We start from the raw sequence: 13,481 nt of genomic DNA, 5'->3' as shown, positions 1-13,481 counted from the left end.
TTAGTTAATTGTATTTTACCCGTGCATCAATACCTAATGAGCGGAGCTTTTTCGTTAGTGTTTCTGCTTGGGCGCGATCGCTAAATGCCCCAGCATTCACATAATCCCCTAGATGGGATTGTTCCGTGACAGCATTAGGTATATATTGTTGCACTTTAATCAGAGTATCTTTATTGGAAATTGGCACTATTACTCTGTAGGGATTATTAGCAACTAATGTGTTGCCATTACTCACAGGTACAACGTAGCCATTAGTAGGAGGTAATGCATAGCGATTAGTCTGAGGTGCTACATAGTCATTGTTACTAGAAAATACATAACCATTTGTCTCAGTATAATTGCTCGCATTCGAGTTATTCAACCCTAATGCTTCCCAAGTTTGCCAATCTACATTTCCAGTAGAATTCAGTCGAGATGATTGCTGAAATGCAATCACAGATTGTCTGGTGTAATCGCTGAAAAAACCATCAGGATTGGTATTAGAGAAACCCAATTGCGATAAACGCTCTTGAACTAATCTGACATTATCTCCTTGATCGCCTACAGTCAGATAACTTCTGCCTGGTTGTTGAGTAGTATATCCACCAGTGGAGGCTCTACGTACTGCCTCTAAAACTTGAGCATTGGCCATGCCATCAACAGGTAGGCGGTAATTTTGTTGGAATCGGGTGACAGCTTCTCTGGTAAGTGGGCCAATATTCCCAGTGGCAGCAGTATTAAAATAACCTAGCTGCCGCAAACGCACTTGTAATTCTTTCACTTGTTGAGTAGAGAGCTTTGATCTGCCTGGAATCCCAGAGGAACCTAGTAGCGCATTCCAAGTTTGTTGATTCACAATCCCGTTAGCAGATATGCGATAATTTCGCTGGAATGCAATTACAGCATTTCTAGTCATTGGGCCAAAATTCCCAGTGGGATTAGCATTCAAGTAGCCTAACTGCCGCAAACGCTGTTGTAACCTTATGACGGCTGTACCAGTTTTACCTTGAGATAGGACAGGGTATTGGCCACTACTGGTATTCCTGCTAGAAGTTCTACTTTGACATGCTTCTTGTAAGGCTCTTTGAGTACTAGCACCCACAACACCATCAGCAGGGATTCTATTGGCTTGCTGGAATTTGATCACAGCATTCTGAGTCAAGCTAGCAAACTTGCCACTCACCGGGCCGTTAAAGTAGCCTAACTTTTTTAAACATCTCTGACTACTGCTAACTTCAGGGCCATTACTTCCTATTTTCTGAAGTGCTAAAGCTTGTCCAGCAATACTCAGAAACCCCGTAATCAATGCCACGGATAAAAGACGCATCGCTGCACCACTATATAACTTTTCCAAATTCTTGAATTTGAAATTAGCTACGCTAGGAACAACCTCGACGCTTTCGGCTGCCTCGTAGACTGAGGCAAGCTTGGTTAAATAGCTATCTACCCCTGTTTCCACTTGTTTTTTTCAAGTTATGACTATACAGTATTATACCACTTTCTCTGTATTATCTTTTTTTTAGTATTATTATTTACATAAAAATTCCCCAATTGATATGATACACAAGTTTCTGTATGGGGAATAATAAGCAATGTAAAGCTTTGGAGACTTATTTTCTATTTGCCTGACAAAATTTTTGCTATACCCATTTGGGTTTCGAGCATGAGCAACGCAGACAAATAGTGGGTTTAGTCTTCTATTGAATTGGGGATAATATTCAAGCTAATGCTCCACGGTATTTACGATATTCGCTTAACTTTATTCTCCGTTGCGATCGCCATGCTTACGGCTTACACCACACTTGATCTAGCGATCAGAGTGACAGACGCTAAATCACACCAAAAGTGGCGGTGGCTGGTAGGGGGAGCGATCGCTATGGGAATCGGCATTTGGGCAATGCATTTTATTGCCATGCTGGCCTTCAGTCTGGCAATTCCGATTTACTATGACTGGTTAACAGTTTTAATGTCGGTACTACCTGCAATTTTCGCCTCTGGATTAGCCCTGTACCTTGTTAGTCAACCAGAATTTGGTATTTTGCGGTTATTCGGTGGTAGCATCCTGATGGGCGCAGGGATTAGTGCAATGCACTACATCGGTATGGCTGCAATTCGTTTACCAGCCAAAATGTCTTATGACTTGAGTGTGGTTGCACTCTCCATTGCGATCGCCATTCTCATCTCATTGGTTGCCCTCTGGGTGGGATTTAACCTCAGAGCTAATAGTACAGTAACAGGACGCTTTTTGAGGATTGGCAGTGCAATTCTCATGGGTGCTGCCATTCCGTCAATGCACTACACAGGGATGATGGCTACCCATTTTTCAGTCGTCGAATCAGTCGAGTTTTCAGAAGTTGATACTACTGCAACCTATTGGATGGCTGCGATTATTGGCTTATTCACATTACTCCTTCTAGGATGGACGCTGATCACATCTTTTTTCAACGAACAATTGAGTGTTCAACTAGTTAAAACAGCTGATCTTAAAGAAAACGAAGAACGTCTCAAACAAGCCTTACAAAACCAAGAAGCACTAGCTGCTCTATCTAAGTCTCGGTCTGAAAAATTAGAGACAGCTATGTTGGCACTTCAGCAAGCTCAATTGCAATTTATTCAAGCAGAAAAAATGTCTTCTTTAGGACAAATGGTAGCGGGAGTTGCTCATGAGATTAACAATCCTGCTAACTTCATTTATGGAAACCTGTTTCATACGGAAATTTATCTGCGACAACTTTTAGAATTAATCAATATCTATCAGCAATATTATCCAACTCCAGTGCTTGCGGTTCAAGCTCAAGTAGAGTCTATTGATCTACCATTTTTGCTAGAAGATTTACCTAAACTACTCAAATCAATGCAAGCCGGAGCCAATCGTATTAAATATATTGTGGAATCCCTGCGTAACTTTTCTCGTCTAGACGAGGCACAATTAAAGGCTGTGGACATCCACGAAGGACTTAATTCCACACTACTCATTCTTCAAAACCGTATTAGTTATCCACTGAACAATCGCCCAGAAATTATTGTCATGAAAGAATATGGTAATTTACCCCTAGTAAATTGCTATGCCGGACAGTTAAATCAAGTGTTTTTCAATATCATTACCAATGCTATTGATGTATTAGAAGAAAAGCTGAGTAGCTTAAAATCAAACTCCAGTTTTACACCTTTAATTCGGATTAAAACAACCGTTTCTCAAATCGGTTGGATCAACATTCAGATTTTCGATAATGGTTTTGGCATTAGTAAAGATGTACAAAACAAAATCTATGATCCCTTTTTCACAACTAAACAAGTTGGACAAGGAAGTGGATTGGGGTTATCAATTAGCTATCAGATTGTCGTTAAAACACATGGTGGTAAGCTCAACTGTATTTCTGCCAAGGGGCAAGGAGCTACTTTTCAAATTGAGCTTCCAATTGATAGATTGATAGATACTTCCTGTTTTCTAGGAAAGCAATCTGAAGTAGCTCCAGATGTTATTGAGTAGATATAGCTGGGGACTGGGGACTAGGTGGAAAGCCTTTTTGTGTCTAGGTTTTATCATCTATTGATGTCTTAATCACCAAGGCTATTGATATACATCTGATTTTCTGATTTTTTAAGCTATTGTTGATCAACTTTTTCAGTATTACCTGCTTTTACCCAACCTTCTTGTTCGCTACCTTCCAAACGAATCTTTTGCCAGGATTTATCTTGGCTTTCTTCCAAGATAATAATTTTTTGATTAAAAGCAACCCCACCAATCTTTTCAGCTTCTTGATTTGGTTGCGATCGCAAACTCAAGCCTTCACGCCAACTAACACGCCCTCGGTAAGCTCCCGATGGCAATGGTTTTGGTGATGGGGTAGGCTTTGGTGATTCTGTGGGAGTGGAGTTTGGACTTGGAGACGATTCAGCCTTTGTCCCAGATTTAGGAGTGGGTTTAGCTCCTCCAGGCTCAGTTGCTTTGGGAGCTTGGGCTTTCACCGAGGGACTATCATTAGAAAAAACGGGTTTGGCAGGGGGTATGCCGGTGCGATTCATGAAATAGAGTCCAATTGCAACGCCACCACCTATTAGCACAGCGATCGCTAAGAAAAACCCAAGTATAAACTTTATGAAGCCAGACAACATATTTAAAACCTGATCACCAGTGGTCAATAGTCAATAGTAATTCATGATTAACTGTTGACTATTGACTAACAATTATTAACTAAGCAATTATTGTAGCTACTGCTGAATGAATTCACGTAGTGCGCCGGAGGCGTTCGCTTAAAGGATTGTGTTTAGATGCTAAACGCGCTCTCCCAGCAGCAGCCCATTCTTGGAGTTGCTGAATTTGCTCTACAGCAGTTCGCGCCAAGGGGATGATCTGACTGGCTGCTTCTAAAATATCATCAGTAGCAAAGTCGCGGTTTTGGCTAAATCCAATGTGCATCGCTTCAATTAAAGTTTGCTCAATTTCTGCCCCAGAAAAATCCGGCGTTTCATAAGCTAACCTTTCGATGTCATAACTTTTTAAGTTATGGGGGCGCAATCGGGATAAATGAACATCATAAATTGCTTTTCTCTCTTCTTGGGTGGGCAATCCCACAAAGAAAATTTCATCAAATCGCCCCTTACGCAGCATTTCTGGCGGTAAGGCTTGGATGTCGTTGGCGGTGGCGACGACAAAAACGGGTGAGCTTTTTTCAGCTAGCCAGGTAATAAAAGTACCAAATACACGGCTGGCTGTTCCGGCATCACCTTTGCTACCAAGTCCGGCAAAGGCTTTATCTATTTCATCAATCCACAAAATACAGGGAGCAAGAGCTTCAGCTACTTGGATCATTTGCCGAGTTCGAGATTCTGATTCACCCACCAAACCACCAAATAACCTTCCTACATCTAGACGTAACAAGGGTAAATGCCAGTGATGAGCGATCGCTTTTGCTGTTAACGATTTACCAGTTCCTTGAATACCCACCAACATTAAACCACGGGGGTGCGGTAATCCGTACTGTCGCGCCTTATCGGTAAATGAACCTCCCCGGCGAATCAGCCAGTCTTTCAAGTTATCCAATCCGCCAATATCAGAAATTTGCTCAGTGGCGGGGTAGAAGTCCAATATTTGGGTTTGGCGGATAGTTTGGCGTTTTTCTTCCAAAACCAGATCCACGTCTTCTGGTCGCAATTCACCGTGGGTAGCGATCGCTCTTGCCAAAACCCGGCGAATCCGTTCCATTGAAAGCCCTTGACAAGATAGCACCAAATCATCTAAAACTTTGCCAGAAAGGGAGTTACCAGTACTTTGTAGTAAGCGTTCTACCTCAGTTCTAATTTCTTGGGCGGCGGGTAAGGGAAACTCGACGACTGTCAACACTTCGGTTAAATCGTCAGGAATAGCGATGCGCGGTGATAATAGGACAATATTTTTTGGTTGCGACTTAAGAAGTCTGGACAGATTACGGAGTTTGCGAGCGATCGCAACATCATCTAAAAAGCGATGATAATCTCGGAGAATCAATACCGCAGGTGCGGAAGCTGGTAATTTTTCGATAAATTCTAAAGCTTGCAACGGGTTACGTCGCCCAAACCCAACATCATTAGGGTTTCCTTGGTAGCCATCGACAAAATCCCAAGTATACACTGGGCGATTACCTTGGTTGCTTGCTTCTTCCCGGATAGCTGCTTCTACCCGTTCCTCTTCATAAGTAGGAATATAAATTAATGGGTAGCGGGCGCGTAGCAGCAGTTTAAACTCTTCACGGAAGTTCATATTTGGCTATCGTTATTAGTTCTTCTCTCATTGTTCTTTCTTTGTATTGTGTCTCACAACTAAAAACGAAACTAAAAACGAATATATATCTCCTTATCTGGCTCTATCAGGCAATGAAACTTGAAGAAGCTCTTTAGATAAAAGTTGCCGCAAAGCTCGCAGCTACGGGTGGAAACTGGAAATAAGTGAATTTGCTTACCATCTGTGAATGTAGTAATTGGCTTACTATATACGGAAATTTTTTTAATATTCGGGAAAGTTATCTGCTTAATCTGGATTAGAGCTTAAATAAAGTTATGTTCTTATCAAGCAAATAAAATGACAGAAAATAACTCACAGCCCAAAAATCCCGGAGGAATGTCCCTCAACATTGGCGGCGGTCAATTTTCAGGTGTTCAAGTTGGACAAGCTGCTGGCGACATGACCCAAAATCAGCAAAATACTCAAGGTGGGGCTGAGAAAGAATTGACCTTACCTGAGGTTGCAGAATTAATGGCACAAATTGAATTCATATTTCGTAATTCCGATTTACCAGAAGACCAAAAGAAACAAGCACTGAAACATCTGGATTATGCAAACGACGCAGTTAAGGAAAAAGAACCAGACAAAAACACTGCGGCAACAAGTTTGCAAAAAGCTAGTAAAGTCCTCAAAGAAACTAACGAAACGTTTAATGCAGGCCAAGGGATTTGGCAAAAGTTAGAGCCAATTGCCACACAATTAGCTCCTTGGTTAGGAATTGCAGCTAAAAGTCTTTTACTTTTTACATAAAAAAAGATTATGAATCAAAATCTTAATATTGATGGTGCTTTGATTCGGGAAGCTCAGATTGGACAGGCTGGACGCGACTTGCACCAGATTCAGTACCTAACTGTGAATGAAAGCTTCAGCCTAGCTAAACTAATCGGTAACAGGAAGGTAAAACCTCCTTCAGGGAAACAGGAGTACCGTTTCCGAGAAGTTTTACTTAATAAAGTCAAACAGTATTGGATTAAAGGCGTACTAGAAAAATCTTTGTATACCAAAAGTCTAATTGATCTGGGGCTGGAAGAACGATTAGACGCAGTAAAGCGCCCATCTAGTATTGTCCAAGAAATTACTAATGAGTCTGGGCAAATCTTACCTGAAGGGAAAAGTATCTCTGAAGTCTTCAATCAGATGGGAAAAGGACGAACCTTATTGATTTTAGGAGAACCCGGCGCGGGTAAAACGATCACTCTCCTGAAGCTGGCACAAGAATTAATTGCTCGTACCGAAAAAGATTTGAGCCAACCTATTCCAGTAGTGCTGAACTTATCTTCTTGGGGAAATAAACAGCAAACAATTACTGATTGGCTAATTGAGGAATTGAATAGTACATATCAAGTTTCTAAAGCACTTGCTAAAGTCTGGATTGAAGATCAACAACTATTACTGCTGCTAGATGGTTTAGATGAGGTGAAAATTGAGCGTCGGGAAAGCTGCATTCAAGCCATCAACCAATTCATGCAAGAACATGGGCTGATTGAAATTGTGGTGACAAGCCGTATTCGAGATTATGAAGCTCTCTCTACTCGTTTAGAATTGCAAGGTGCTATCTGCATCCAATCTTTAACATTTCAGCAAGTTAAACAATATTTAGATAGGGCTGGTGAACAACTGGAAGCAGTAAAAACATTGCTTCAAGAAGACACTACATTGCAAGAGTTAGCCAAGTCTCCCCTGACTTTAAGCGTCATGACTCTGGCTTATAAAGGTAATAAACTAGAAGATTTACCTAACGCAGGTTCTAAAGAAGAACGCCGAAAGCACCTGTTTGATGCTTATATTGAACGGATGTTTAAGCGTCGGAAATATGAGCCAAAATATTCCAAAGTGGAAGCAATGCGCTGGCTAATTTGGCTAGCACAGCAGATGTTTCATAAGTCTCAAACGGTTTTTCTTATTGAAAGAATACAGCCTACCTGGTTGTCAAATGGATTTCAAAAAATACTTTATCAATTTCTCAATAACCTATTTATAGTAATAATTAGTGGGTTAATCGGCAATTTTATAAGTAAATCAATAAATGGAGTGTATCTTGGTGTAATCACTGGTTTAATAACAGCATGTTTGAGTACTACAGAAATAAAGCCAGTTGAAACTTTGAGATGGTCTTGGCAAGAAGCCAGAAAGTTTCTGAAGGATGGACTACTACGAGGATTACCTTTGGGGCTGATTGTAGGGCTGGTTTTTAAGCTAGTTACCGCTCCATTTGATCTCCAAACTGGGCTGGGATTAGGGTTAGTATATGGGCTAATTGGTGGACTAATTTTAGGGTTGTTAGGTGGACTGAGAGGCCCAGAGATAAACATAAGAACAATTCCTAACCAAGGGATTTGGAACTCAGCTAGGAATGCCGGAATAATGGGATTGATTAGTGGATTCCTCGGATTGATTGGTGGATTAATTGGTGGACAAATCTTCGCAAAATCAGGATGGCTGCAATTGGGTTTAGTGTTTGGGCTGGTATTTGGGCTTGTATTTGGTGGTGGTCAAGCCTGCCTACAACACTTTACTTTACGCCTCATTCTTTATACTAAGAATTGCATACCTCGAAACTATGTCCGCTTTCTTGATTATGCGACTGAACACATCTTTGTGCAAAAAGTTGGAGGCAGTTACATTTTTATCCATCGAATGCTGCTGGAGCATTTTGCCCAAATGGAGCCAGTATTTATTCAACCAAGTTCACAACTAATTCATCAGTCTACTGATAGGAATAATGCACTCACTGAAGTTAATTCAACCAATAATTTTAAGAGAGGCACTCCATCTCAAACTCAAGTTGAAAAAAATATAGTATGTACCAATTGTAGTCGCACTAATCCGGCGAATTTCAACTTCTGTACCAAGTGTGGGACACGATTAAATCAACCCCTTAGTCGAGGCTAAATTAAGTATAGTCATAAATCAACTAATTAAAATAAACGCGCTACTAATAGCGCGTTAACGAAGTTGAAAGTGATTTATCTATCCCAGAAGTTGCTTTTTCAGTGCTTCTAAAGAAGCCCAACGGTTATCAACTGGAGTTTCAGGAATATTATCAGAATTATCGACTGTACTACTTATAGGAATACCTGGACAATTGCGATCGCACAGCTGGCGTTGGGGAATTGCCAAACACATCTGCTCATACAACCATTCGTTGGGATAAAAATAACCATCGGGCGGTAGGGTTTCCTGCAAATCTTCCATAGTCACTTCCCGTTCTAAGGGTAAATCATTTACCTGATTTGCAGTTTCGTCTAACCAGATGATTTCTTTCGTATTAAGCCCTAAACGTCGATTGTATTGCTGCAAACAGCGATTGCAGGTACAAGTTATAATTGTTTCCGCCTGAGCGGACACTTCCAGGTAATTGCCATGATGCTCAACGCGCACATGACCGCGAACTGGTGTCAACGTTTCCAGACCAGGCAGAAATTCCTGAACCTGAACTTCCTCTGTCCGCTCCGATGCTCTAGTTAGCTGCGGAATAAAAATTGCGTCCATAGGATTTGTGAGCCATCCTCACTAAAAATTTATCTTCATTATCAGCAATAATACTGATACTACATCTTTAATTTTATCTCTTAAGAACAAGAGAAATTTTGAAAGAAATTATATTGTTAGGAGTTTTCAATTAACTCCAAACTCTTGTACAGACGCGATTAATCGCGCCTCTACTAACTCCCAACTCCTTCCAACGTAGCTGGACGGACAACTAGATTACGATGCGGCTCTTTACCGCGACTGAAGGTTTCTAAATCTCCAAACTCCTTCAAGAAGGTATGGATTTGTCGCCGTTCAGCAGAACTGAGAGATTTGATTTCCACTTCTCTACCAGAAAAGCGCACTTCATCGGCTGCTGCTTCTGCTAATGCGCGAATTTCGGCTTCTCTTTTAACCCGATAGCCATTTAACTCAATGGTGTAAGAAGCTTGTTCTTCCGGAGGTTGACTTAGGTTTAAAACCGAATTTGCTAGATACTGAATCGCATCTAACACAGAACCATCAGCACCAATTAATACCTGGATTTGTTCTGTCGTCAAATTAGTTTGGTCAATTGTTAACCAGTAATTATCTGGTTCTGGGGAATCGCCGTCAAGAGATTTGGCAGTTTCTAAATGACCCTGAATTTCAGCAGGTATTCCAGTGAGTTCCAGCAGTGTTTTTAACCACTGCTGACCTCGCTGCATGGAAATATCGCTCATGATCCCCCTGTTGCCTTTTTCTTGGCACTTTTTGGTTCAAATGGCAATGCCTTTTGTTCTGCTACTACTGCTTCTTTCTCTTGGGTTGCTACGATTTTTTGCAGTTCTTCTGGTAGAGGTTCGCGCGATAAAAGATAAGTTTGGGCAGTTTGGAAAATATTACCAATCACCATATACATCAGCACCCCTGCTGGTAAGGGGAAGAACAAAAACATCCCAGAAAAAATAACTGGAGTGATTTTGTTAACTGTATCTTGCTGCGGATTGCCACCACTGGAATTTTGCCCAGAAAGCATTTGGCTAACATAAAGACTGATTCCAAAGGAGACGATCATGGCGACGATATCCCAGTGGATTGTGCCATCTGGATCAGTTGCGCCAACCCTGCCTAAAGCATCAATAAATAGAAAGCCTTTGTCTGCTGCTAGTCCAGGAATTGTTCCTTGAATAGTAACTTCTCCGGGTTGCAATGCTTCTACATTGCCTTGGGCATCAATTTTTACCTTATCTTCACCTTTGGTAACTTTCCAATCAGGAATGAGCTTATTTTCTGGGTGTTCTCCTAAGAGTACCTGAAATGGTTTGCCCTCAACGGTCTGATATTGGATCTTAGTTTGTTCTCCCACCGCTAGTTTGTTACCACTAGGAAGGATAGCAGCTACTTTAACGTGTTCTCCATCAGCAATGTAAATATTTTGAGGAGCAGTGGCAAAGGCTTGCGGTTGAATTTGTTCGATTTGTTCTGCGGGAAAGATTTGCAGGTTAACGCTGTAGTTGGCACTTGCAAAAGGCGAACCCCGCAAAGTGGCAAACAGCGCTAATAAGACCGGCATTTGCACTAGTAATGGAAAACAGCCTGCTAAAGGATTGCCAAATTCTTTTTGAACATTGACCATTTCCTCTTGCTGCTTTTGCGGTTCATCCTTATAGCGCTCTTTGATTTCTGCCATCCGCTTCTGCATCAGAGGTTGCACTATTCGCATCTTCCGCATGTTGCGAATTGAGCCAGCACTCAGGGGATAGAGCGCGAAGCGGACTATCAGGGTCAAAGCAACGATCGCCAATCCGTAGCTAGGCACAATACCATAGAAGAAATCTATGATTGGCAGCATCACGTTGTTCGAGAGAAAGCCGATACCAAAATCCATTATTCTGAATTCAACCTGAGGTACTGTAAACTGAATCTAATTTATCTAAATCATAAATTATGTGCGACTACCCTTCGCTACGGATAGCCGCACATCCAAAAAAAGGGAGTGGGAGTGGGGAATTGGGAGTGGTATGTAATTTTTGGTAAGTGGGAAGTTCTTAACTTTAGATTTTATCTGAGTAAATTTTGCATTCCCTATCTCCCTACTCCCTACTCCCATCACTTATTAGCAGCAGCGCTATATTCGGGATTTTTCGCAGCAATTCTTTCGTTGATGTAGTCATAGACTTCTCGAAACTTGGGAATTGCCCGCAATTCGAGACGACTGCCGTTTCTTAGGGTTAGTACCATATCTCCCCATAAGCCAATGCCACGGGGAACTGTAACGACTTTGACAATTTCTGAGTAAATTATGTCAGTGCGATCGCGTCCCTGCCAACCTCCTGTCACGGTAATCCGGCGATCGGTGATGCGGAAACGCAGCCATAATGCTCTGACAATCGCCCCAACTGTTAATGGTATCCCGACAATGGTTAGCCCAATCAACAGGTTGACAATTAAATCCCCAATATGGGGGCCACCTTCATAATAAACATCTTCACGAATTCCCATCAAACACCTCAGCTTGTGCCAACAACTGCTCTAATTCTTGCAGAAATTGTGGGCTTACGCACTTAGATTCTACTGTTGTGGGTTTGACAATGAACACTAGCCGCCATCCTGGTGATAATTTGGGCAGCAAACTATGTAAAGCAGAAGTAATTTGCCGTTTGATTCGGTTGCGAACTACTGCCCTTTTGCTTACTTTTGTGCTTATGGAAATGCCAATCCGTGTACTAGCAAGATGTGCTGAGTCAGTTACTTGTGTAGTCTGGGTGGCAGTGTCCAAAGAAGGTTTTGTTAAATATAAAGGCTTTAAGGCTCTCAATGTTAAATAAGAGCCATGACGCCGAATCCCTTCCCGGAAAACTGCCTGGAAATCTTTGCGGGATTTTAGCCGATTTGCTTTAGGCAAAGCCACAGATGCTCTTTTAGCTTAGATACGCCCTAAACGCTTAGACGGTGACGTCCCTTTTTTCTCCTGGCGCTAATCACGTTCCTGCCGTCTGGTGTCCGCATCCTAGCGCGAAAACCAGAGGTTCTTTTTCTCTTACGGCTAGTGCCGCCTAATGTTCTTTTCATACTTTTCTCCTCTTAGGTGATTTTTATAAAAACTCACAATCTCTAATTGTATTACGTTATAAGGGAATAGGGAATAGGGCATGTGAAAGAGGACTTGGGGACAAGGAGAATAGGGGACAAGGGGAAAGACTTGTTGGAAGTTCTAAACTTTTGTCCCCTTGTTTTGTCCCCTTGTCCCCTCTGCTCCCCGGCCTCCCCTGCCCCTTCTGCTCCCTCATCTCCCTTATTTCCCCACTCCCCAAACTTATTAATTGATGCTTACAATCCATGTTCCCATGTAGCGCAATAGTGGCACATCGCCAGGGGAGAGAACTTGACAGCGAAAATAGTAAACTCCGCCGAAGGCTGGGTTTTTCACGTTAGATAAGACTACTTCAACTGGACTACCTGCTGGTACTGGATCTTGGGGAAAAATATTAATCAGCTTACCTTCTTTGTCCCACTTCACCTCAGAAAGCGGAACTGCTTTACCTTTGACTCGGACTTCAATTTTTTTCTGGTCGAAAGTTCCTTTGTAATAATCAGGGTAGGTAATCGCAAATTGACCAACAGCCAATTTCATTTTTTGGGCTGGAATCCTTAATATGTATCGATCCCAACCATTGGCTTGTCCACCAAAATCTAACCTAAAGGGCAGCTGATTTTCTTGTTTGACGCCGCTAAATAGGGTAAATCCAGGTAAACTTTGTGCCCAAGTCAACGCTGGTAATCCAGTAACCAAAAAGCTCGTCACGGCTAAAGCAGAAAGTAAACGTCGCATAATCAGGCTTCCTCTACCAAAATATAAATCTGTTATCTAAAATAACTGTGTGTTAGTATTCGTTACTAAACTTTACTACTGACTTCCTGACAATTGACGTTTAATAATAAAAATAAGTGCCATCCTCACTGAGGTTTAGGCGACAGCAAAATTGCTTAGTTATAAATTTACTATGTAATCGACTTACCTCATCACCCTTACAGAGTGCTGATTTGATGGTTATGTTGGTCAAATTTTCAACTCAGTACAAACACAGTTGCCATTAGATTGTGTTTCCAAATATGTACAAGTGTATCTAAATTTGAGAATTTTGTTACAAAAATTGAGGCGTATCATCAGCGATCGCCAGTTAAGTTGGGCTAAATTGATTAAAATAAGTTGGAATCAGAGTCGTAATTATTAAAATTTGATTTGGAAATTATAAAGCTTTCAAAATTTGGTCAATATTACTCTATA

At 41.5% G+C, this 13,481-nt stretch carries 13 protein-coding genes; 3 read left to right on the top strand and 10 right to left on the bottom strand.

The window, feature by feature from the left end:
* Positions 1-4 precede the first annotated feature (4 nt).
* Complete coding sequence (locus RMZ43_RS20145; RefSeq protein WP_322655370.1) at positions 5-1,438, bottom strand: peptidoglycan-binding domain-containing protein; 1,434 nt, start codon at positions 1,436-1,438, stop codon at positions 5-7.
* 267 nt (positions 1,439-1,705) lie between these two features.
* Between RMZ43_RS20145 and RMZ43_RS20140 the strand changes: the two genes are divergently transcribed.
* Complete coding sequence (locus RMZ43_RS20140) at positions 1,706-3,469, top strand: MHYT domain-containing protein (RefSeq protein ID WP_322655369.1); 1,764 nt, start codon at positions 1,706-1,708, stop codon at positions 3,467-3,469.
* A gap of 116 nt (positions 3,470-3,585) precedes the next feature.
* On the opposite strand, the gene RMZ43_RS20135 is transcribed toward RMZ43_RS20140, so the two are convergent.
* Together RMZ43_RS20135 and RMZ43_RS20130 are read right to left on the bottom strand one after the other, a co-directional pair.
* On the bottom strand, positions 3,586-4,095 hold the full coding sequence (locus RMZ43_RS20135; RefSeq protein ID WP_322648292.1) for an SH3 domain-containing protein: 510 nt from the start codon (positions 4,093-4,095) through the stop codon (positions 3,586-3,588).
* A gap of 112 nt (positions 4,096-4,207) precedes the next feature.
* Positions 4,208-5,719 (bottom strand): AAA family ATPase, encoded by a 1,512-nt coding sequence (locus tag RMZ43_RS20130; protein ID WP_322655368.1) that lies wholly within the window; start codon positions 5,717-5,719, stop codon positions 4,208-4,210.
* 318 nt (positions 5,720-6,037) lie between these two features.
* Here RMZ43_RS20130 and RMZ43_RS20125 point away from each other — a divergent pair, with 318 nt between their 5' ends.
* Both RMZ43_RS20125 and RMZ43_RS20120 read left to right on the top strand, forming a co-directional pair.
* On the top strand, positions 6,038-6,490 hold the full coding sequence (locus RMZ43_RS20125; protein ID WP_322655367.1) for a hypothetical protein: 453 nt from the start codon (positions 6,038-6,040) through the stop codon (positions 6,488-6,490).
* 9 nt (positions 6,491-6,499) lie between these two features.
* Complete coding sequence (locus RMZ43_RS20120) at positions 6,500-8,632, top strand: NACHT domain-containing protein (protein ID WP_322655366.1); 2,133 nt, start codon at positions 6,500-6,502, stop codon at positions 8,630-8,632.
* 78 nt (positions 8,633-8,710) lie between these two features.
* On the opposite strand, the gene RMZ43_RS20115 is transcribed toward RMZ43_RS20120, so the two are convergent.
* The 7 genes from RMZ43_RS20115 to RMZ43_RS20085 all read right to left on the bottom strand — a co-directional run bounded on the left by RMZ43_RS20115 (position 8,711) and on the right by RMZ43_RS20085 (position 13,025).
* Positions 8,711-9,232, bottom strand: coding sequence for a YceD family protein (locus RMZ43_RS20115; RefSeq protein ID WP_322648296.1), 522 nt, complete (start codon positions 9,230-9,232; stop codon positions 8,711-8,713).
* 173 nt (positions 9,233-9,405) lie between these two features.
* A complete protein-coding gene (locus RMZ43_RS20110; RefSeq protein ID WP_322648297.1) occupies positions 9,406-9,933 on the bottom strand; it encodes a protein jag in 528 nt (175 codons plus the stop codon).
* The gene (yidC, locus tag RMZ43_RS20105; protein ID WP_322648298.1) at positions 9,930-11,081 is read right to left on the bottom strand and encodes a membrane protein insertase YidC; all 1,152 of its coding nucleotides are present in this window, start codon (positions 11,079-11,081) and stop codon (positions 9,930-9,932) included. The genes RMZ43_RS20110 and yidC overlap by 4 nt, the downstream gene beginning before the upstream one ends.
* Before the next feature lie 221 nt (positions 11,082-11,302).
* Positions 11,303-11,695, bottom strand: a complete 393-nt coding sequence (locus RMZ43_RS20100; protein WP_109009000.1) for a PH domain-containing protein — start codon at positions 11,693-11,695, stop codon at positions 11,303-11,305.
* Entirely contained in the window at positions 11,682-12,104 is a 423-nt protein-coding gene (gene rnpA / locus RMZ43_RS20095; RefSeq protein WP_322648299.1) for a ribonuclease P protein component, read from the bottom strand. The genes RMZ43_RS20100 and rnpA overlap by 14 nt, the downstream gene beginning before the upstream one ends.
* Before the next feature lie 26 nt (positions 12,105-12,130).
* The gene (gene rpmH / locus RMZ43_RS20090) at positions 12,131-12,265 is read right to left on the bottom strand and encodes a 50S ribosomal protein L34 (RefSeq protein WP_099102484.1); all 135 of its coding nucleotides are present in this window, start codon (positions 12,263-12,265) and stop codon (positions 12,131-12,133) included.
* Positions 12,266-12,512: 247 nt separating this feature from the next.
* A complete protein-coding gene (locus RMZ43_RS20085; RefSeq protein ID WP_322655365.1) occupies positions 12,513-13,025 on the bottom strand; it encodes a DUF2808 domain-containing protein in 513 nt (170 codons plus the stop codon).
* Between the last annotated feature and the right edge of the window lie 456 nt (positions 13,026-13,481).

The organism is Nostoc sp. CmiVER01 (assembly GCF_034531135.2).
Taxonomy (GTDB): Bacteria; Cyanobacteriota; Cyanobacteriia; order Cyanobacteriales; family Nostocaceae; genus Nostoc.
Note: the sequence above shows the minus strand (reverse complement) of the source record. Positions and strands in the feature narration are given on the sequence as shown.